This window comes from Pseudomonas sp. TCU-HL1 (genome assembly GCF_001708505.1).
Classification (GTDB): Bacteria; Pseudomonadota; Gammaproteobacteria; order Pseudomonadales; family Pseudomonadaceae; genus Metapseudomonas.
Genome location: NZ_CP015992.1, coordinates 3099883 through 3117900, shown reverse-complemented (window position 1 = coordinate 3117900; position 18018 = coordinate 3099883). Strand labels below are relative to the sequence as shown.

At 64.6% G+C, this 18018-nt stretch carries 17 protein-coding genes and 1 pseudogene; 6 read left to right on the top strand and 12 right to left on the bottom strand.

Translation table 11 applies throughout. From position 1 onward, the window contains the following. Positions 1–13: 13 nt before the first annotated feature. The 8 genes and pseudogenes from zapE to THL1_RS14335 form a co-directional block, all read right to left on the bottom strand. Positions 14–1111, bottom strand: a complete 1098-nt coding sequence (gene zapE, locus THL1_RS14365; RefSeq protein WP_083245886.1) for a cell division protein ZapE — start codon at positions 1109–1111, stop codon at positions 14–16. Further along, the gene (pcaG, locus tag THL1_RS14360) at positions 1101–1706 is read right to left on the bottom strand and encodes a protocatechuate 3,4-dioxygenase subunit alpha (protein WP_069083903.1); all 606 of its coding nucleotides are present in this window, start codon (positions 1704–1706) and stop codon (positions 1101–1103) included. Before pcaG ends, zapE begins: the two co-directional genes overlap by 11 nt. Positions 1707–1718: 12 nt before the next feature. Next, positions 1719–2438, bottom strand: coding sequence for a protocatechuate 3,4-dioxygenase subunit beta (gene pcaH, locus THL1_RS14355; RefSeq protein ID WP_069083902.1), 720 nt, complete (start codon positions 2436–2438; stop codon positions 1719–1721). Between the two features lie 117 nt (positions 2439–2555). Continuing rightward, positions 2556–3485, bottom strand: coding sequence for a pca operon transcription factor PcaQ (gene pcaQ / locus THL1_RS14350; RefSeq protein WP_069083901.1), 930 nt, complete (start codon positions 3483–3485; stop codon positions 2556–2558). Between the two features lie 182 nt (positions 3486–3667). Then, positions 3668–3772: pseudogene (locus THL1_RS30660) on the bottom strand (thioredoxin family protein); the annotation flags it as partial. 151 nt (positions 3773–3923) lie between these two features. Continuing rightward, positions 3924–4184 carry a hypothetical protein gene (locus tag THL1_RS14345; protein WP_069083900.1) on the bottom strand — a complete coding sequence of 87 codons (261 nt, stop codon included), beginning with the start codon at positions 4182–4184 and terminating at the stop codon, positions 3924–3926. 278 nt (positions 4185–4462) lie between these two features. Beyond that, positions 4463–5842, bottom strand: a complete 1380-nt coding sequence (locus THL1_RS14340; RefSeq protein ID WP_069083899.1) for an aldehyde dehydrogenase family protein — start codon at positions 5840–5842, stop codon at positions 4463–4465. 528 nt (positions 5843–6370) lie between these two features. After that, positions 6371–6814 (bottom strand): hypothetical protein, encoded by a 444-nt coding sequence (locus THL1_RS14335; protein WP_069083898.1) that lies wholly within the window; start codon positions 6812–6814, stop codon positions 6371–6373. Between the two features lie 325 nt (positions 6815–7139). Between THL1_RS14335 and THL1_RS14330 the strand changes: the two genes are divergently transcribed. The 4 genes from THL1_RS14330 to THL1_RS14315 are packed head-to-tail and all read left to right on the top strand — an operon-like array spanning position 7140 to position 9627. Next, positions 7140–7451: a DUF2282 domain-containing protein gene (locus THL1_RS14330; RefSeq protein WP_069083897.1), complete on the top strand. Its 312-nt coding sequence runs from the start codon at positions 7140–7142 to the stop codon at positions 7449–7451. A gap of 24 nt (positions 7452–7475) precedes the next feature. After that, positions 7476–8345 (top strand): DUF692 domain-containing protein, encoded by an 870-nt coding sequence (locus THL1_RS14325; RefSeq protein ID WP_069083896.1) that lies wholly within the window; start codon positions 7476–7478, stop codon positions 8343–8345. Continuing rightward, positions 8342–9118 (top strand): DNA-binding domain-containing protein, encoded by a 777-nt coding sequence (locus THL1_RS14320; protein ID WP_069083895.1) that lies wholly within the window; start codon positions 8342–8344, stop codon positions 9116–9118. The genes THL1_RS14325 and THL1_RS14320 overlap by 4 nt, the downstream gene beginning before the upstream one ends. Then, the gene (locus THL1_RS14315; RefSeq protein WP_069083894.1) at positions 9115–9627 is read left to right on the top strand and encodes a DoxX family protein; all 513 of its coding nucleotides are present in this window, start codon (positions 9115–9117) and stop codon (positions 9625–9627) included. The genes THL1_RS14320 and THL1_RS14315 overlap by 4 nt, the downstream gene beginning before the upstream one ends. Before the next feature lie 135 nt (positions 9628–9762). On the opposite strand, the gene THL1_RS14310 is transcribed toward THL1_RS14315, so the two are convergent. Then, positions 9763–10632 carry a helix-turn-helix domain-containing protein gene (locus THL1_RS14310; RefSeq protein WP_069083893.1) on the bottom strand — a complete coding sequence of 290 codons (870 nt, stop codon included), beginning with the start codon at positions 10630–10632 and terminating at the stop codon, positions 9763–9765. Between the two features lie 162 nt (positions 10633–10794). On the opposite strand from THL1_RS14310, the gene pobA reads away from it, so the two are divergent. Together pobA and THL1_RS14300 are read left to right on the top strand one after the other, a co-directional pair. Beyond that, positions 10795–11979 (top strand): 4-hydroxybenzoate 3-monooxygenase, encoded by a 1185-nt coding sequence (gene pobA, locus THL1_RS14305; RefSeq protein WP_069083892.1) that lies wholly within the window; start codon positions 10795–10797, stop codon positions 11977–11979. A gap of 209 nt (positions 11980–12188) precedes the next feature. After that, positions 12189–13316 (top strand): glycoside hydrolase family 5 protein, encoded by a 1128-nt coding sequence (locus THL1_RS14300; RefSeq protein WP_069083891.1) that lies wholly within the window; start codon positions 12189–12191, stop codon positions 13314–13316. Here THL1_RS14300 and THL1_RS14295 read toward each other — a convergent pair. From THL1_RS14295 to ercA, 3 genes are all read right to left on the bottom strand, one after another. Beyond that, positions 13302–15050 (bottom strand): ABC transporter ATP-binding protein/permease, encoded by a 1749-nt coding sequence (locus THL1_RS14295; protein WP_069083890.1) that lies wholly within the window; start codon positions 15048–15050, stop codon positions 13302–13304. The genes THL1_RS14300 and THL1_RS14295 overlap by 15 nt on opposite strands. Positions 15051–15458: 408 nt before the next feature. Continuing rightward, positions 15459–16796: a hybrid sensor histidine kinase/response regulator gene (locus THL1_RS14290; RefSeq protein ID WP_069083889.1), complete on the bottom strand. Its 1338-nt coding sequence runs from the start codon at positions 16794–16796 to the stop codon at positions 15459–15461. Continuing rightward, the gene (gene ercA / locus THL1_RS14285) at positions 16780–17943 is read right to left on the bottom strand and encodes an alcohol dehydrogenase-like regulatory protein ErcA (RefSeq protein ID WP_069083888.1); all 1164 of its coding nucleotides are present in this window, start codon (positions 17941–17943) and stop codon (positions 16780–16782) included. The genes THL1_RS14290 and ercA overlap by 17 nt, the downstream gene beginning before the upstream one ends. Positions 17944–18018: the final 75 nt, after the last annotated feature.

Sequence of the window (18018 nt, the reverse complement as noted above, 5' to 3'; positions counted from 1 at the left end):
GGTTCTTCAGCGATCAGTTCCCCGCGCCTGGCTGCATCGGCTTCAGTTGCTGCAACCGGCTGCGGGTACGGGAGAAGTCCATATGAGGTTTGCCCCGGCACAGGTCGTCCAGGCTGGCCTCGCTGACCAGCAGCAGGCACGTGCCGGCGTCGTAGGCGATGTCGATCAGGTTGACGAAGCGCTGCTGCACATCGATGGCTTCCTCGCCCAGGCACGGCACACCGCTGATCGCCAGTTGCCGGAAGCGCCGGCTCAGCCAGAGGAAGTCGGCGCTGGAATGCGGGCGTCGGCACAGTTCGTCGAAATCCAGCCAGGCACATTGCCCGTCCGTCGCCCGCAAGCGCAGGGGATGGTGATTGATCGCGACTATCGCGTCACGCTCGGCGGCTGGAGTCAGCCCCAGTTGCCGCTCGATCCAGCCCTCGGCGAAGCCCGACAGCGGCCAGCAATAGCAGCCCCAGGCTTCCAGCTCTCCGCGTCGCTGGCGGTAGTCCTCGCCGTCGTCCAGGTTGAGCACGTCGAAGCGCTTTTCGATCAGCGCGATGGCCGGTTTGAAGCGTTCGCGGTACAGCGGATTGGGGCAGAGCCCGTCGGGGTCGTAGTTGGAGGTGCAGACCATGCCCACGCCCTCTTCCACCAGCACCTTGAGCAGGCGCCCGAGAAGCACGGCGTCACCGATGTCGTGGACGTGGAATTCGTCGAAGCACAGCAACCGGGTTTCCCCGGCCAGGGCCTTGGCCGCCAGGGCCAGCGGATCGGGCTGGCCGGCAAACGCGCGCATGCGCTCCTGCAACTCCTGGAGGAAGGCATGGAAATGCACCCGGCGTTTCGCCGAAAGCGGCGCCGCCGCGAAGAAGGCGTCCATCACGAAGCTCTTGCCCCGCCCTACTCCGCCCCACAGATAAAGGCCGGCGGGCGGTCGACGCAGCCAGCCTTTCTTTCCGGCCAGAAACGACTCCAGCCATTGCCCGAGTTGGACAATGGCTGTGCGTTGCGCCGCGTCAGCCCGGTAGCCCCGGGCCTCCAGCAGTGCGTCGAAGTGCCGTTCGATGCGCTGGCCAACACCTTCGGCCAATGCATCGAATGCGGGTTCTCTTTCCTTAGAAGTCAAAGAACACCGTTTCCCCTTCTCCCTGGATGCGGATGTCGAAGCGGTAGGCCAGCTTGCCGTCCACTTCACAGCGGCGCGCCACCAGGGTTTCGCGGCGTTGCGGCTGCTCGATCAGGTTGAGCACCGGGTCGGCGGCGTTGGCGGTGGCCTCATCGTCGAAGTACAGGCGCGTCTGCAGGTGGATGTTGATGCCACGGGCGAATAGCGACACGTTGATGTGCGGCGCCATGGGCACGCCGGCAGCGTTTTTCACCACACCCGGTTTGACGGTGTGCAGGGTCCACTCACCGGCATCGAAGGTGGTAGCGGTACGGCCGAAGGAGTTGAACGGCTTCTCCAGGTCGAAGGCGGTGTCGTAGACGCCTTCGTGGTTGGCCTGCCAGAACTCCAGGAAGGAGTCGCGCACCAGGTGGCCGTTGCCGTCATAGACGTTGCCCAGCAATAGGATGTGCTGGCCGGGAGCACCGGCCTTGGCCATCTCGCTCCAGATTTCCTGATCACGGGGCGTGTTACCGGCAGCCGCCAGGGCCAGGCCGATGTGGACGTAGGGGCCGGCGGTTTGCGAAGGGGTTTCCGGCAGCAATTCGATAGGCATGCGGGTGTCTCCTCAGCGGTTTTCGAAGTGGGTCTTGCGCTGGCCGCGCAGGACGATGTCGAAGCGGTACGCCAGGCAATCCATGGGATTGGCGTTGCTCATGTCGAGCTTGGCGATCAACGTTTCCACCGCATCGGGGTTGGCGATGCTCTTGACGATGGGGCACATCGGGATGAGCGGATCACCTTCGAAATACAGCTGGGTGATCAGGCGGGTGGAGATGGACGGCCCGCTGATGGAGAAGTGGATGTGCGCGGGGCGCCAGTCGTTAGGACCATTGCGCCAGGGATACGGGCCCGGCTTGATGGTGCGGAAGATGTAGCGGCCTTCGCTGTCGGTCAGGGCGCGGCCGACACCGCCGAAGTTCGGGTCCAGCGGCGCCAGGTAGCGGTCGTTCTTGTGGCGATAGCGGCCGCCGGCGTTGGCCTGCCACATTTCTACCAGCGTGTGAGGAACCGGCTTGCCGTACTGGTCTATGACCCGGCCGGAAACGATGATGCGCTCACCGATGGGCAGCCCACCGTTGTTGAAGTTGAGCAGCAGGTCGTTGTCGTGCTGGCCCATTTTCAGGTGGGAGAAGTCCGGGCCGCTGGTCTCGGATACGGACTGCGGAATGCTCACCAGCGCCTGGCGCGGCGAACGGGCGATGGACGTCTTGTAGTCGGGGGTGAACGCTTTCGGGTGCCAGTTTCGGTCACGAATGACGAAGCGGCTGTTTTCCGCATCGGACATCACGGTTTCCTCTTTTTGGATTTATCGGGCGGCCAGGCAGCGGGCCGTGGGGCGCAGTTTCATCCAGCAGAGGTCGGCAGAAAATTGAAATCCTTCCAGCCATCCATAACCATTTGGTTATGTCAGGCGCCCCTCGCGATAGTCCAGCGCCGCCTCCCGCAGGGTCTCCACTGCCCAGTGTGCCGCCAGCGAAAGCGGTAAGGAGGCATTGCTGCAGATCCCCACCGAGCCACCGGGTTCCTTGAAGCCCAGGTCCAGCTCCTCCAGTTCGCCGCTGGCCAGATCCAGGCGCACGGCATCCAGCGGAGCGATCCACACCGCATCGCCGTTCAGCACATAGCGCCGGCTCAGGGCCAGGGACAGGGTTTCCAGGCGCTGGCGCGGCGGGCTGATGCCGCTCTGCACGAAAAAGCCGTCGGCGTGCTTGCGAATGGTGGTACCAGCAAGCGGCAGCACCAGAGGGAACCCATCCAGGGAGCGGCGATCGGCCCCCTCCTCCAGCAGCGGGTGACCGGCGCGGACCACCAGGGTCATGGATTCGCTGTACAGGTGTTCGAAGGTCAGGCCGTGGATTTCCGGGTTATCGGTCATGCGCCCGACCACCAGGTCGAGTTCGCCCACCCGGAGCTGTGACAGCAGGTAGGCACCCGGCCCAGTGAGCACGCTGATAACCAGCGAAGGATGGCTCTGGTGCAGGCGGCGAACCACTTCGGGAACCAGCAGGCCTTCCACTGTGGAAAGCACCCCGAGGCGCACCGTGCCGGCGGCGTACTCGCCCTCGCGCAAGCTGTTGACGCCGTCGCGCAGGGCCTGGACGCAAGGGCCCGCATAGCGCATGAAGGCCAGCCCCGCCTCGGTCAGGCTGGCGCCGCTCTTGCTGCGATCGAACAGGCTGGCGTCGAGAATCTCTTCCAGTTCCTTGAGGGTCTTGGAGATGGCCGGCTGGCTGACGGCCATCTGGTCCGCCGCACGGGCCAGGCTGCCCTGGCGCGCGACTTCGAGAAAGCACAGCAGGTGGCGGAATTTGATGCGGGTATCGATGTTCAACGGCAGGTCCTGTGTCGGCTGGCCTGCGAAGGCTAGCGCAAGGACGGGCCAATCAGCCATTTTGTGGAAGCGAAGTGGTGGAAATGAAAAGCGATGTCCATCCTTGAACTGCGTAGCCCAACATGGGGCCCGAGCGCGAATCGTTGGGTTTCGCTTCGCGCTACCGCATGTCGACGCCCTCTTCACTTCAGATCGGCGATGGCTGCGCCAAAGTTGATGTGCAGCACCTGACCGTCCACCACCAGGGCCGGTACTGACTGCACGCCTGCGGCTTCAGCTTCGGCAACGAGATGGCGAACCATTCTGCGAGCTGACTCAGGAACCCCTGAGCCGGCCCTCCATCGAGCTGATTTGCCGCGAGCACGAACCCCTCGGCAACGCGGCCTGATCGGGCCAGGACACTTTGGGCAGACAGGGGCCTCCCTGCCCCGCAGGAATTCAGGCGGCTTTGCTGAAGAGTTCGCGGCCCTGGTCCAGGTACTGATCCACCAACCACTTGCCGTGGGCGATGGATGCCTGTTGTGCCTTGCCCAGCTCAGCGAGGAAGGCATATTTCATCGGCAGCGAAATGCGTCGGGTGGTCTGGCCGTCAGGGGCGGTGATGTGGCAACCGGCGGCCCAGGGCGTCGGGATGCCCGGATGCTCGAAGACGTCGGCGACGATGATGTGATTGCGGTGAACGCATTGCAGGATGCTCATGGGGTCTACCTCTTTGTTGAAGGCCCGGGGCCAAGGGTCGACCGGCCCAACGGGCGTGGCATGGGTGTTCAACTGAAGGTCGGCGCATGCCTTGCTCACATCCGGATATAGCACAGGGAACTGTCCGGAACGTTTCACCTGACCAAGGGTCGTCTCAGGACGTTCCATAAACACTTAGTGCAGGCTTAGCTATTGAAATGGGCCTGACAAGGTCCGTGCGTAACACCACAAAAGAAAAAGGGGCTGCATCAGCAGCCCCTTTTATTCAGCTCAAACGATCAGCCGCGGTCGCGCCAGATGGTCTGTACATTGAGGAACTCGCGCAGGCCGAAGTGGGACAGTTCGCGGCCGTAACCGCTCTTCTTCACGCCGCCGATCGGCACACGCGGGTCAGACGCAGTGAAACCGTTGATGAACACGGCACCGCTGACGATGCGGCGGGCCAGTTTCTGGGCCTTGGCGGCATCAGTCGTCCAGAGCGCACCACCCAGGCCGAATTCGCTGTCGTTGGCCAGTTCCACCGCATGTTCGGCATCACGGGCAACGATCAGCGAGGCTACCGGGCCGAAGATTTCCTTGCGGAAGGACGTCATGTCAGGGGTGATGTCCGCCAGCACGGTGGGCGCGTAGTAGTTGCCTTCGCCTTCAATCTTGTGACCGCCCAGCAGCAGGGTCGCGCCCTCTGCCAGCGTGGCCTGGACCTGGCCATCCAGCTCGTCGCGCAGGTCGAAACGGGCCATGGGGCCGACGTAGGTGGAATCAGCCTGCGGATCGCCGATCTGCAACGCCTTGACCGCCGCCACGAAACGTTCGGTGAAGGCGTCGGCAATGGGCGCCTCGAGGATGATGCGCTTGGCTGCGATGCAAACCTGGCCGGCGTTGTTGAAGCGACTGGCGACGGCGGCCTTCACGGCCTGGTCCAGATCGGCGTCGGCCAGGACGATGAAGGGGTCGGAACCACCCAGTTCCAGTACGCACTTCTTCAGTGCCGCGCCCGCCTGGGAAGCGATGGCGGCACCTGCTCCCACGCTACCGGTCACCGCGACCACGGCGATGCGCGGGTCAGCGATGGCCACGGACACCAGCGCCGGCTCGACGTTGATCACCTCGAACACGCCTTCCGGCAGGCCGGCCTCGGCCCACGCTGCGGCCAGCAGGCGTGCGCAACCCATGACGTTGGGCGCGTGCTTGAGCACATAGCTGTTGCCGCCGAAGATGATCGGCACCGCGCCGCGCATCACCTGCCACACCGGGAAGTTCCACGGCATTACGGCCAGCACCGGGCCCAGCGGCAGGTAGGCGACCACGGCCTTGTCGTCTTCGACCAGGGTCGGCTCGTCGGCGACCATGGCCGGGCCATGCTCGGCGTACCACTCGCAGAGTTTGGCGCATTTCTCGATCTCGCCACGGGACTGGCTGATGGGCATGCCCATTTCGGTGGTGGTCATCCGCGCCATGGTTTCGGCATTGGCACGCAGGGCCTTGGCCATGTGCAGCAGACCTTCGGATCGGGCCTCGACACTGAACTGGCTCCAGGCCTCGAAGCCACGCTGGGCGGAAGCCAGGCTGGCGTCCAGGGCGGCAGCGTCCTGATAGGGATAACGGGCGATTTCTTCGCCGTTGGCGGGGTTCCGGGAAATGGCGGCAGGCGTAGTCATGCTGTCCTCGTTGTACGTGAGAGCCAGTGAAGGCTCGCGATCAGTCTTGCAGCGAAAGTAAGGCAGCGACCGATTCACGTAAAACGAATAATCGAGAAGAAATTCTTCAGAAAAAGAGAATGGCAGGTTAGCAACCGGGTAGCAGCGCCGCCCCCGCCTCGCGATTGAAATCGCTCCCACAACGATCAGGTTGACTCCAGACCTGTGGGAGCGAATTCATTTGAACTTGGGACACCACGTCCTTAGGACGTGGTCATGAGTCACCGGCTCTGCCTGTGACGATTCGAGTCAGCGAACCAGCAGGATGCTGCCGGTCCCGTAGGGTGCGCCGCGCGCACCGTGAGACGGACTCGGAGTCGCAACCATCGCCTCGGTGCGCATGGCGCACCCTACTGCTGGGCACGGTGGCGCAGATCGGCCGAGTGCTGCGTGTGAGGATGGCCCCCTTATAGGGGGCAAACACAAGTCCACGTTCTACGAACGTGGATCTTTACTCGCGATGACCCCGGCAGGGGTCAAGGTGTCATGTCAACTGGCGTGCCGCTGCCCTCTTCCCCCGTGCCCACGCGTCCGGGGCCAGCTCCGGTGCTGTTCATTCGGCGACTCGGTGGTGACCACATACACCCGCTGCTCATGACCGTGGCGCAGCAGCACGCATTGCAGCGACTTGCCGTCCTCCACGTCGAACCAGCACGGTTCGCCGTCATGGGTCATTTCCATGAAGCGCACCACCCGCGCCAGCACCGTCGCCGGGCTGTACTGGCTCCAGCCATCCGGCAGCGTGCCGTCATCCTGCAGCCAGCCGGTGGCCGGGAGTTCGCCGTGCTCGTGACTCCTGCGGCCCCAGGGTATCCACACCACGCCGCGTAACGGGTCATGGATAGGCAATGCCGCATCGGCGTCGGGGTAATTGATGAGCTGCCGGCATCCTTCGACGGTGTAGATCCCGCTGACTTCCACTGAATGACACATGACTGCCTCCCCTAGCCGAAGCAATTGTCATCGCTGCCAGGTCTGCTGGAACACAGGGCTGAGTGTTGGCGGTTCTATAGTTTGTATGGCCCCTGAGCCTGAGTTTCGTGAGCGGCAAAGAAGAGTCAAGAAGCCACGGTGACAGCCTTGACAGGAGGGCAAGAGACGCGACGAAACGCAGTCATGAGGAAAAATCTGCAGCTGTGCTGTAACACCCGTACCACACTCAAGTCTCTTGTCTCGAAGGCGGTGCCCCCAGCCGCCGGGCAATCGCCCCCTTGGGCAACAGGCCCTGAACGATCCACCCGAACCGGAGAAAACAACCATGAAAACCCCGACCGCAAGCCTCGTATCCGCCACCGGCCTGGCCCTTGCCCTGAGCACCGCCATCGGCCTGGCCATGGCCCCCGTGGGTGCCCAGGCCGCCGAAAACGAAAAATGCTTTGGTGTCGCCATGAAGGGCAAGAACGACTGTGCTGCCGGCGCCGGCACCTCCTGCGCGGGCACCGCCAAGATGGACTACCAGGGCAACGCCTGGAAATACGTGCCGACCGGCACCTGCGAGAAAACCGCGTCCCCCACCTCGCCCACCGGACACGGCCAGCTCCAGGCGTTCAAGGAAGAGAAGCAAGGCTGACCATCACCGGCAGGAGCGCTGACCATGACCCCTCCCACTCGCCCCAGCGCTTCTGCCGGCCGCCTGCCCGCGCGGGCCGGCATCGGGCTCAAGTCCCAGCACTATCGGGACATCCTCGACACCCAGCCGGCGCTCGGCTTCTTTGAAATCCATGCCGAGAACTACATGGTGGCGGGCGGCGCCTTCCATCATTACCTGGGCCTCATCCGCGCGGCCTACCCGCTGTCCATGCATGGCGTCGGCCTTTCCATCGGTGCCGACCAGCCTCTGGACGAACCCCATCTGGACCGGCTGGCCGCGCTGATCGAACGCTACCAGCCGGCGTCATTCTCCGAGCACCTGGCCTGGTCCACCCATGGCGAGGTGTTCCTCAATGACCTGCTGCCGCTGGCCTACGACCAGGCGAGCCTTGCGCGGGTCTGCCGCCACATCGACCAGGTGCAGAATCGCCTGAAGCGTCGGATGTTGCTGGAGAACCCGGCAACCTATGTGGAGTTCGAGCGCTCCACACTGGACGAAGCCGAGTTCGTCGCCGAGGTGGTGAAGCGCACCGGCTGCGGCCTGCTGCTGGACGTGAACAACGCCTACGTGTGCTGCATCAATCACCATCGCGACGTCCGCGCCTACCTCGACGCCCTGCCCCTTCATGCCACTGGAGAAATCCACCTGGCGGGCTTCGCCGAAGACAGCGATGCGGCTGGCGCGCGGTTGCTGATCGACCACCACGGCTCGCCCGTGGACGCCGCCGTGTGGACGCTCTACGAAGAAACCCTGGAACGCCTGGGCCCGCTGCCCACCCTGATCGAGCGGGACAATGACATCCCTGCCTTCGAGGTGCTGGTCCACGAAGCAGCCCGCGCGGAACGCGCACTGCAGCAGGAGGCAGCGGCATGAACACACAGGCCTTCACCCGCGCCTTGCTCGACCCGGAACAACCCTGCCCGCCCGGCTTGCGTGCCTGGAACGGCTCCGATCCCACGCGGCGATTCGCCATTTACCGCAACAATGTGCTGGCGTCGCTGACCTGCGCCCTGGCCGACACTTTTCCGGTGGTCCGGCAACTGGTGGGCGACGATTTCTTTTTCGCCATGGCTCGCCTGCATGTGCAGGCGTCACCGCCGCGATCCGCGGTGCTGGTGTTCTATGGCGAGGAGCTCCCCGGTTTCATCGCCGGTTTCGCCCCGGCCGCCAGCCTGCCTTATCTGGCCGACGTGGCGCGGCTGGAGTTGCTGCGCGTGCGGGCCTATCACGCCGCCGACCTGCCACCCGTGGAGGCAACAAGCCTCTCCATGGCGCTGAGCGACCCGGAACGCCTGCCCGGCATGTGCCTGGCGCTGCATTCGTCCGTGGCCGTGATCCACTCCGACCATGCCGTCGCCTCGCTCTGGGCAGCCCATCAGGGCCTGCTGGACATCCGCCGCGTCGACCCTGGCCGCCCCGAGTGCGCACTGATCCTGCGCAACGGCCTGGAGGTCGAGGTCAGCCAGGTCGGTCCCGGCGCCGCCGCCTTCATCCAGGCGCTGGGCAGTGGCATGCCGCTGGGCCAGGCCGTGGGCGCGGGCTGCTCGATCGACCCGCAATTCGACCTCGGAACCACCCTCGCGCGCCTCCTTGCCAGCGGCGCCATCACCCAGTTCGCCTTCGATGACGGGAGACAGCCAACATGAACGCCACCCGCCAGATCCACGACAGCCACCTGCCGGTGAAGCTGGTGCTCCAGGCCATCGAGCTGTGCAAGCGGATTCCCTACAGCCTGGTGGCTCTGGTTGCCCGCTTCTCGATTGCGGCGATCTTCTGGAAATCGGGGCAGACCAAGGTGGAAGGCCTGGCCATCGACCTCGTGGAAGGCACCTTCCAGCTAGGTGTTCCGCACCTCTCCGCCTCGGCGATCCCGCTGTTCACCGACGAATACAAGCTGCCCTTCCTTTCGCCGGAACTGGCCGCCCATGCGGCGGCGTTTTCCGAGCACTTCTTTCCGCTGCTGATCCTGCTCGGCCTGGCGACGCGCTTCTCGGCCCTGGCCCTGCTGGGCATGACGCTGGTCATCCAGACCTTCGTCTACCCGGATGCCTACCCCACCCACGGCGTCTGGGCCGCCAGCCTGCTCCTGCTGATCAGCCAGGGGCCGGGGGTGTTGTCCATCGACCACCTGATCGCGCGGCGGTATCAGGATTGAGGTCAGACGATCTCAATCCTGTAGGGGCGAATTCATTCGCCAAGCAGGCCGAAGGTCTGCCCCGGGAGGCTTGATAGGGCAGCTTCGCTGCCCTTGGCGAATGAATTCGCCCCTACAAATGTCGTTGCAAGCCCGTCAGCGGGAAATCCGGAACGCCTTCGGCGACTGCCCCGTCCCGCGCTTGAAGAAGCGGGAGAAGTAAGCCGGTTCCGAGAAGCCCAGGCTGTCCGATACCTGATTAATCGTCATCGCCGTGTAGACCAGACAGCGCTTGGCTTCCAGCAGCAGGCGCTGGTTGATCATCTGCAGTGCCGACTGCCCCGCCAGGCGCCGGCATAGGGCATTGAGGTGGGCCGCGCTGATGCCCAGGCGCTGGGCGTACTGTTCGATGGGCAGGTGCTCGCGGAAGTGTTGCTCCAGCTGCTGGGTGAACGCATGCAGGTGCAGGCGGCCACGATCCTGCTGCTGCGCTTCGGAGCGGGACTGTTCCAGGGAGCAGCGGCCGATCCACACCAGCAATACGCTGATCAGCGATTGCAGCATCAGCTCACGTCCCGGTGCCTGCTGCGCGTACTCGCGGCTGATGGCCTCGAACAGGGTATCCAGATAGGGCTGGCTGTCGCCGGCGGCGAAGCAGGCCGGCGCGAGCAACGCCTGACTGTCCAGCAGCCCGGCCACCTGCTCCACCAGCGGCTGCGCCAGGGTCAGCACATGGCCATCGACGTCGTCGGAAAAGCGAAAACCGTGTACGCACAATGCAGGAACCACCTGCAGCGCGGCCCGTTCGATGCGGCTCACCTGCCCTTCCACTTCCAGCTCGGCGCGGCCGGAGCGCACATACAGCACCTGCACCAGGTCGCCGTGCTGGTGCGGCTTGATTTCCCATTCGTGCAACCGGCTGCGGGATTCGATGGACTCCCAATGGATCAGGTCAGGCGTAGGCCACGCGGCCGTTTCGCCATAGAGCTTGAACACCGGAACCGGGGTATGAGCCGATCGGGTCACGCAGGCCTCCAAACGCAGTAATCAGCGAAAAGTCCATGAATGCCGTTGGATATTGCCTTCAAAGCCAACACCTATCCACCAAAAATACAGGCGCATCACAACGACAGGTGAGCCTCGATTGCCTTGCGACGGCCACCGCCCCCCTTCAAGAGGACAACAACAATGAAGACTCAGGTCGCCATCATCGGCGCCGGCCCGTCCGGCCTTCTGCTCGGCCAACTGCTGCACAAGGCCGGTATCGATAACGTCATCATCGAACGCCAGAGCCCGGATTACGTCCTTGGCCGCATCCGCGCCGGGGTGCTGGAACAGGGCATGGTGGACCTGCTGCGCGAAGCCGGCGTCAGCGCGCGCATGGACCGCGAGGGCCTGGTGCACGACGGCTTCGAACTGGCGTTCGACGGCCGCCGCGAGCACATCGACCTCAAGGGCCTGACCGGCGGCAAGACCGTGATGATCTACGGCCAGACCGAAGTCACCCGCGACCTGATGGAGGCCCGCGAAGCCTGCGGCGCGCGCAGCTTCTACAACGCGGCCAACGTGCAGCCCCACGACCTGAAGTCCGACGCGCCCTACGTCACCTTCGAGCAGAACGGTGAAACCTCCCGCATCGACTGCGACTACGTCGCCGGTTGCGACGGCTTCCACGGCGTCTCGCGCAAATCCATCCCCGCCGGCGTGCTCAAGGAGTTCGAACGGGTCTACCCCTTCGGCTGGCTGGGCGTGCTGGCCGATACCCCGCCGGTGGCCGAAGAACTGATCTACGCCAACCACGAACGCGGCTTCGCCCTGTGCAGCATGCGTTCGTCCACTCGCACCCGCTACTACGTGCAGGTGTCGACCGAGGAGAAGGTGGAAGACTGGTCCGACGAGCGCTTCTGGGAAGAACTGAAGCGTCGCCTGCCGGAACAGACCGCCGCCAAGCTGGTCACCGGCCCCTCCATCGAGAAGAGCATCGCCCCGCTGCGCAGCTTCGTGGTGGAACCCATGCAGTACGGCCGCCTGTTCCTGCTCGGCGACGCCGCCCACATCGTCCCGCCCACTGGCGCCAAGGGCCTGAACCTGGCGGCCAGCGACGTGAACACGCTGTTCCGCATCCTGATGAAGGTCTATGACGAAGGTCGCCTCGACCTGCTGGAACAATACTCCGCCATTTGCCTCCGGCGCATCTGGAAGGCCGAGCGCTTCTCCTGGTGGATGACCTCGCTGCTGCACCGCTTCCCGGAGACCGACGCCTTCGGCCGCCGCATGCAGCAGACCGAGCTCGACTACTACGTCAGCTCCGAAGCCGGCCGCCGGACCATCGCGGAGAACTATGTCGGGCTTCCCTATGAGGCGATCGTGTGAGGGTTTTCCCCTGTAGGGTGCGCCATGCGCACCGACTGAGGCATCGGCACCACGCACAAGAGCCGGTGCGCGCAGCGCACCCTACGTGGAGGCTCCGCCCACTGTGGTTTTCGCCCTCGCCTCTGGCGGCCGTCTGCCCATGACCTAGGCTTGCACAGACGGCCCGGAATGATTCCGGTGACGAACGTGCAGACCGAAGGAGTGCCCTCATGGCGCAGCAGAATCCCGCTCACCCCAACCCTGGACAGAAGCTGCGCGGCGTGAATCTCGGCGGCTGGCTGGTACTGGAAAAATGGATGACCCCCAGCCTGTTCGAGGGATTGCAGGCGACGGACGAAACCACCTGGTGTGCCGAAATGGGTACCCGCGCCCCGGAAAGGCTGCGACAGCACTGGAACAGCTTCATCACCCGCGAAGACTTCGTCTGGTTGCATGAGCGCGGAATCAATGCGGTGCGCATCCCCGTGGGGCACTGGATCTTCGGTCCGGACTACCCCTACCACGCCAAGTACGGCGAGAGCCGCCACCCCTTTGTCGAAGGCGGCATCGAGGTACTCGACCGGGCGTTCGCCTGGGCAGCGGAACTGCAGATCAGGATCGTCCTCGACCTGCACGCCGCACCCGGCTGCCAGAACGGATTCGACAATGGCGGGATCAAGGATGTCTGCGAATGGCACACCGATGCGCAATATCGCGAGCACTCGCTGAAGGTGCTGGAGCGCCTCGCCGAGCGCTACCAGGGCGAACCGGCGCTGCATGCCATCGAGGTGCTCAACGAGCCGCGCTGGGATGTGCCGACCGACTACCTCAAAAGCTACAACCAGGATGCCTACCAGCGCATTCGCCGGCACTGCGGCGCGGATCGGGTCTGCGTGGTCTTCCACGACGGTTTCCGCGACTACGAACAGTACCTGGGCTTCATGCAGCCGCCGGAGTTCGCCAACGTGGTTTTCGACATCCACCGTTACCAGTGCTTCGAGCGCGGCGACATCGACAGCGATATCTATACCCACATCCACAAGGCCAGCGGCCAGTGGAAAACCGAGGCCGACGGGATCATTCAGCGACTCGGCATCCCCGCCTATTGCGGCGAGTGGAGCCTGGGCCTGGACCTGAAAGTCGTCTCGCTCTGGGCCGAAGGGCCGTTCAATCACGCCCTGGAAAACATGGACCGTTTCCAGCAGGACGTTGCCTATCGCGGCTATGCCGCAGCGCAACTGCTGACCTACGAGAAATACCTGGGCTGGTTCTTCTGGAGCTACAAGACCGAGACCACGCCAGCCTGGTGCTTCCGTGAATGCGTCCAGCGGGGCTGGTTGCCCTCAGCTTTTTCGTAGCGAGCGCAACGGCGCGCCATAACCGGCAAGCGGCTGCTGCGGCAGGTGATTGAGCAGCAGCCGGCGTTGGTAATGCCGCTCCAGGCCGGCCTGGAAGCTGATGGCCAAGAGCGTCGAGTCGGGCAACTCTCGGTGCAGCATGTCCATGAAGTCTTCCTCGCCCCTGGGCTCGTAAGCGCTGCTCGCCTCCTCGATGAACACCCAAGCCGGCCGCTGCAGGAACAGCCGGGCAATGGCCAGCCGTTGTTGCGCACGCAGCGGCAGTACGCTCTGCCAGTTGTCGACCTCATCCAGACGCTGCGCCAGCCAGGCAATGCCGGCGCACTCCAGGGCCTGCTGCATGGCACTGGAGGCAAAGGTGCCGGCCCGCTGCGGGTAACTCAGTACCGCGCACAGGCTGCCAACCGGCAGGAAAGGCCGTTGCGGCAGGAAGCAGATCGCCGGCCCGGCGGGCAGCCAGACCTCCCCATGCCCCCACGGCCATAAACCCGCCAGCACCTTGAACAGACCGATGGTGACCGCCGGATCGCCGGAGATCAGCACCCGCTCGCCGCGCTGGATCACGACGTTGAGCCCTTCGATCAGAACCTGCCCGTCAGGGCTGGAGATGCACAGATCGCGCAACACCATTTCCGCCTGCGGCGACTGCGCCAGGCTGATGCGCTGCTGCGGCTCGGCCGCCTGCGCTTCCAGGTCCAGCAGGTCGTTGTACAGGCTCATGACCCGGTCGGCCGACGCGCGCCAGCGCGCCAGTTCTGCGAGGTTGTCGATCGGCCAGGACAGGGCTGAGGTCAATTGCTGGAACGCCTGCGCGGCCTGCATCAGCACCCCGAGGCTCATGCCTCCGGCAACGTACTGGGGCGCCATGACAAGGATCGGGAACACCGGCAGGAGCACACCGTAGCCCGATGAAAACGACACGATGCCGAGATAGGCCAGGGTCTGCCGATACCAGCGCCGGCCCAGTTCGGCGAAATAGGCTGTCGAGTTCCGGCGTTCCGCCTCCTCGCCCTGCATCAGCGCGATCGCCTCGGAGCTTTCCCTCGCGTGGGCCAGGCCGAAGCGGAAGTCCGCCTCCGCGGATTGCAGCTTGTTGGTGGTCCTGATCAGCGGGCGCCCGAGGATGAGGCCGAACAGCGTACCGGCCCCGGCATAGGCCAGCGCCAGGATCAGCATGTAACCCGGCACCACCAGGCCGGTGCCGGGGACGTTCGCGCTGCCGGTGACCGTCAGCAGGATGTCGGCGAAGCTGCCGAAGATCAGCAGCGAGTAGACCAGCGAGTGGGTCAGGGAAATCGCGCTCTCGGTCACGACGTGGATGTCGTCGGCGATGCGGCCATCGGGGTTGTCATGCTCGCCCTCGGTCTGCTGCAACTTGTAGTGGCTTCCGTGGGCCATCCACTTGTCGAGCACCCTCGCCGTCAGCCACTGGCGCCAGTCCAGTTGCAGCCAGCGCTTGACCCGCATGTGCAGCGCGGTGACGCCTACGGTCAGCAGGAGAATCACCAGGAAGGTGCCGATCTGCACCATCAGGCGATTCAACGACCTCGCTTCCAGGGCGTCGAAGAGCGCGCGGTTCCAGTAGTTCACCCAGATCACCAGCGCAACCTGGGCGAGCGTGAGCAGCAGCAGCGCCAGGGTGTAACCCCGCACCTTCCACTTCTCGTCGGAACTCCAGTAAGGCAGGACCAGGCGCAGGAGTTGCCAGCGTAACCTCGCTGCCGGCCGGGACATCTAGTCGACGCTCCGCTCGGAATGCGGACGCACAGTCACCTGCGGCTGAACTCCGCAGCCTTCTCCCCAATCCGGGCGATCCAGTACCCCCGCCCTGTCCATCGTCGTTGGAATAATCATCTGACCCCCTGCTGCTCGAGGCCGAAACCTCAGGTTGCTCAGCGAACTCCGGGGAGCGCGTTGCCTACCCTGCCGAACGCTTCGTGTCCGGTCAGGGATTGCCGCGAAGGGCAGCTGCGGCGAATGAGCAGAAGCAGGCCGGTCAGGGTGATCGCGGCGCGTTGGGCTCAGCGCAATGAAGCTGCACCAGGTAACTCTGATTCAAGCACACAGGAATCAAGCCATAGCTTTTTTCCGGACCGTCGACCTTGCCTGGCCGACAAAGGTCAGCCATATCTTCACAGCCTCTCAGTCGGCCTTGCCGATCAACTGACTGATCGCCGCCCGCAGCTTGCCCGGTTTCACCGGCTTGTTGAGCAAGGGCACGCCCAGTCGCTGCAGCTTGCGCCGGCACTGGTCGCTGCGGTCGGCGGTGATGATCACCGCCGGCACCTCACGGGCGAAACGCTGGCGCAGGGCCAGGATCAGGTCGCAGCCCACAACGCCGTGGTCCAGGTGGTAGTCGACCAGGATCAGATCCGGCGCCTGGCCCTGCAGCACTTCCTGGGCACTGGGCAGGTCGGTGGCGGTGAGCACTTCGCAGCCCCACTGGCCCAGCAGCGCGGACATGCTTTCGAGGATGCCCGGTTCGTTGTCCACCACCAGCAGTCGCTGGCCGGGCAGCGGGTCACCGGTCACCGGGCGTGCTTCCACGAGGGCTCGCACCTCCGGCTGGGTTTGCGCCAGGGGCACCTCGATGCTGAACACCGAGCCACGCCCCAGTTGCGAGCGCACCTGAACCCGGTAATCCAGCATGCTGGCGATGCGGTCGACGATGGCCAGGCCCAGGCCGACGCCCTTGCGCTCGGCGGCGCGGCCCACATCCAGCTGGTTGAATTCGAGGAAGATCGCCTCCAACTGGTCCGCCGGAATCCCCCGCCCGCTGTCCCACACCTCCAGCCGCAAGCGGTCGCCGCGCCGTCTGGCGCCGAGCAATATGTGTCCGCGTTCGGTGTAGCGGCAGGCATTGCTGAGGAAGTTGCGCAGGATGCGCGTCAGCAGGCGGAAATCGGTGCTGATGCACAGACGCGGAATGCGCACCCGCAACGCCAGTCCTGCGGCATCGGCCACGCTCTCGAACTCCGAAGCCAGCGGGCCGAGCACCTCGCCCAGTTGGTAGACATCCAGGTCCGGCTTGATCGCGGCCTGGTCCAGCTTGGAAATATCCAACAGGTCGGTCAGCAGGTCCTCGGCCCCTTCCAGCGCCTGGTGGGTGCGCTCCACCAGCTGTTGCTCGGACGCCGGCAGCGCGCGCTCGCGCAGGGTGGAAACCAGCAAGCGCGCAGCGTTCAGCGGTTGCAGCAGATCGTGGCTGGCTGCGGCCAGGTACTTGTCCTTGCTCAGGTTGGCGGCCTCGGCGGCGTCCCGCGCCTCGCGCAGCTGCTCGTTCAGCGCCTGGAGTTCGCGGGTGCGGTCCAGCACGCGTTGCTCCAGTTCGTCATTGAGGGTCTGGTAGCGGTTGCGCTCGGCCTCCAGCTCCTCCAGGCGCGCCAGCAACTCGGGGTAATGGCTCTTGCGCGCCGAGTGGCTGCCCAGGCCGAGCAGCCCCGTCAGGGCGTCGCGCGGGTCGTCAGAGGGCCTCGGCATACACCACCTCGACATCCCGCTGGCTGGATTCACGCGGGTTCGTGAGGATGCAGGGGTCGTCCATGGCATGACGCGAGAGGAAGGGAATGTCGGATGTGCCGACGCCATGCAGGCTCAGGGTCTCGTGGAAGCCCACGGCATGCTTGAGCGTCACCAGGTGTTCCACCAGGCGCTGGCGTACCTGGTTATGGGTCAGGCCACGGCAATCGATGCCGAAGGTTTCGGCGATCACCTTGAAACGCTCCGGCGCGGCGCTGTAGTTGAAGGCCACCACGTGCTCGACCAGTACCGCGTTGCACAGGCCGTGAGGCAGGTCGAGGAAGCCGCCCAGGCTGTGGGACATGGCATGCACCGCGCCGAGAATGGCGTTGGAGAAGGCCAGCCCGGCCTGCATGCTGCCGAGCATGATTTTCTCGCGCAGGGCGATGTCCTGGGGATTGGCAATCATCGCCACCAGGTTGCCGTTGATCAGGCGCATGGCCTCCAGCGCATGGGGGTCGGTGAGCGGGCCGTGCCCCGTGGAAACGAAGGCCTCGATGGCATGCACCAGGGCGTCGATGCCGGTACAGGCAGAGAGGAACGGGTCCATGCTCAGGGTGGTTTCCGGGTCGATCAACGACACATCGGGCACCACCGCCTTGCTGACGATGGAGAACTTCATCCGTTCCTGCTGGTTGGAAATGATCACGAACTGCGACACGTCGGCCGAGGTGCCGGCGGTAGTGGGGATCAGAATCAGCGGCGGGCTGGGCACGGTCAGGGTGTCCACGCCTTCGAACTCGAGGATGTTGCGGCCATGGGCGACGACGATGCCAATGCCCTTGGCGCAGTCCATGGGGCTGCCTCCACCCACGGCGACGATCACGTTGCACCCCATGGTGCGGTAGAAGTCGGCCCCTTCCATCACCTCCTCCACGCGGGGGTTGGGCGATACCCGGGTGTACAGGCAATGGTCGATGCCCTGGGCCTGGAGGCTGGCTTCCACATCGGCGACCCAGCCCGCGGCTTGCACGCCGGGGTCGGACACCACCAGCACCTTGCGTGCGCCGAAGGTACTCGCGTAATTGCCGACATTGTGCCGGCATCCGGCACCGAAAATGATCTCGGGGGAAACGAACTTGCGCAGCAGGCTGATATCGTGCGGCATCAAACAGCTCTTTCTTGTAGTTATGGGGTGAATAGGACCCAGCCTACTGGATTCCCGGGGTATTTCAATCAGACC

Excerpts from the sequence above, each read along its gene's own strand:
- pcaG (WP_069083903.1), bottom strand. The coding sequence starts at position 1,706 with ATGCCTATCGAATTGCTGCCGGAAACCCCTTCGCAAACCGCCGGCCCC.
- pcaH (WP_069083902.1), bottom strand. The coding sequence starts at position 2,438 with ATGTCCGATGCGGAAAACAGCCGCTTCGTCATTCGTGACCGAAACTGG.
- THL1_RS14345 (WP_069083900.1), bottom strand. The coding sequence starts at position 4,184 with ATGAGCATCCTGCAATGCGTTCACCGCAATCACATCATCGTCGCCGAC.
- THL1_RS14340 (WP_069083899.1), bottom strand. The coding sequence starts at position 5,842 with ATGACTACGCCTGCCGCCATTTCCCGGAACCCCGCCAACGGCGAAGAA.
- THL1_RS14335 (WP_069083898.1), bottom strand. The coding sequence starts at position 6,814 with ATGTGTCATTCAGTGGAAGTCAGCGGGATCTACACCGTCGAAGGATGC.
- THL1_RS14330 (WP_069083897.1), top strand. The coding sequence starts at position 7,140 with ATGAAAACCCCGACCGCAAGCCTCGTATCCGCCACCGGCCTGGCCCTT.
- THL1_RS14325 (WP_069083896.1), top strand. The coding sequence starts at position 7,476 with ATGACCCCTCCCACTCGCCCCAGCGCTTCTGCCGGCCGCCTGCCCGCG.
- THL1_RS14320 (WP_069083895.1), top strand. The coding sequence starts at position 8,342 with ATGAACACACAGGCCTTCACCCGCGCCTTGCTCGACCCGGAACAACCC.
- THL1_RS14315 (WP_069083894.1), top strand. The coding sequence starts at position 9,115 with ATGAACGCCACCCGCCAGATCCACGACAGCCACCTGCCGGTGAAGCTG.
- pobA (WP_069083892.1), top strand. The coding sequence starts at position 10,795 with ATGAAGACTCAGGTCGCCATCATCGGCGCCGGCCCGTCCGGCCTTCTG.
- THL1_RS14300 (WP_069083891.1), top strand. The coding sequence starts at position 12,189 with ATGGCGCAGCAGAATCCCGCTCACCCCAACCCTGGACAGAAGCTGCGC.
- THL1_RS14295 (WP_069083890.1), bottom strand. The coding sequence starts at position 15,050 with ATGTCCCGGCCGGCAGCGAGGTTACGCTGGCAACTCCTGCGCCTGGTC.
- THL1_RS14290 (WP_069083889.1), bottom strand. The coding sequence starts at position 16,796 with ATGCCGAGGCCCTCTGACGACCCGCGCGACGCCCTGACGGGGCTGCTC.
- ercA (WP_069083888.1), bottom strand. The coding sequence starts at position 17,943 with ATGCCGCACGATATCAGCCTGCTGCGCAAGTTCGTTTCCCCCGAGATC.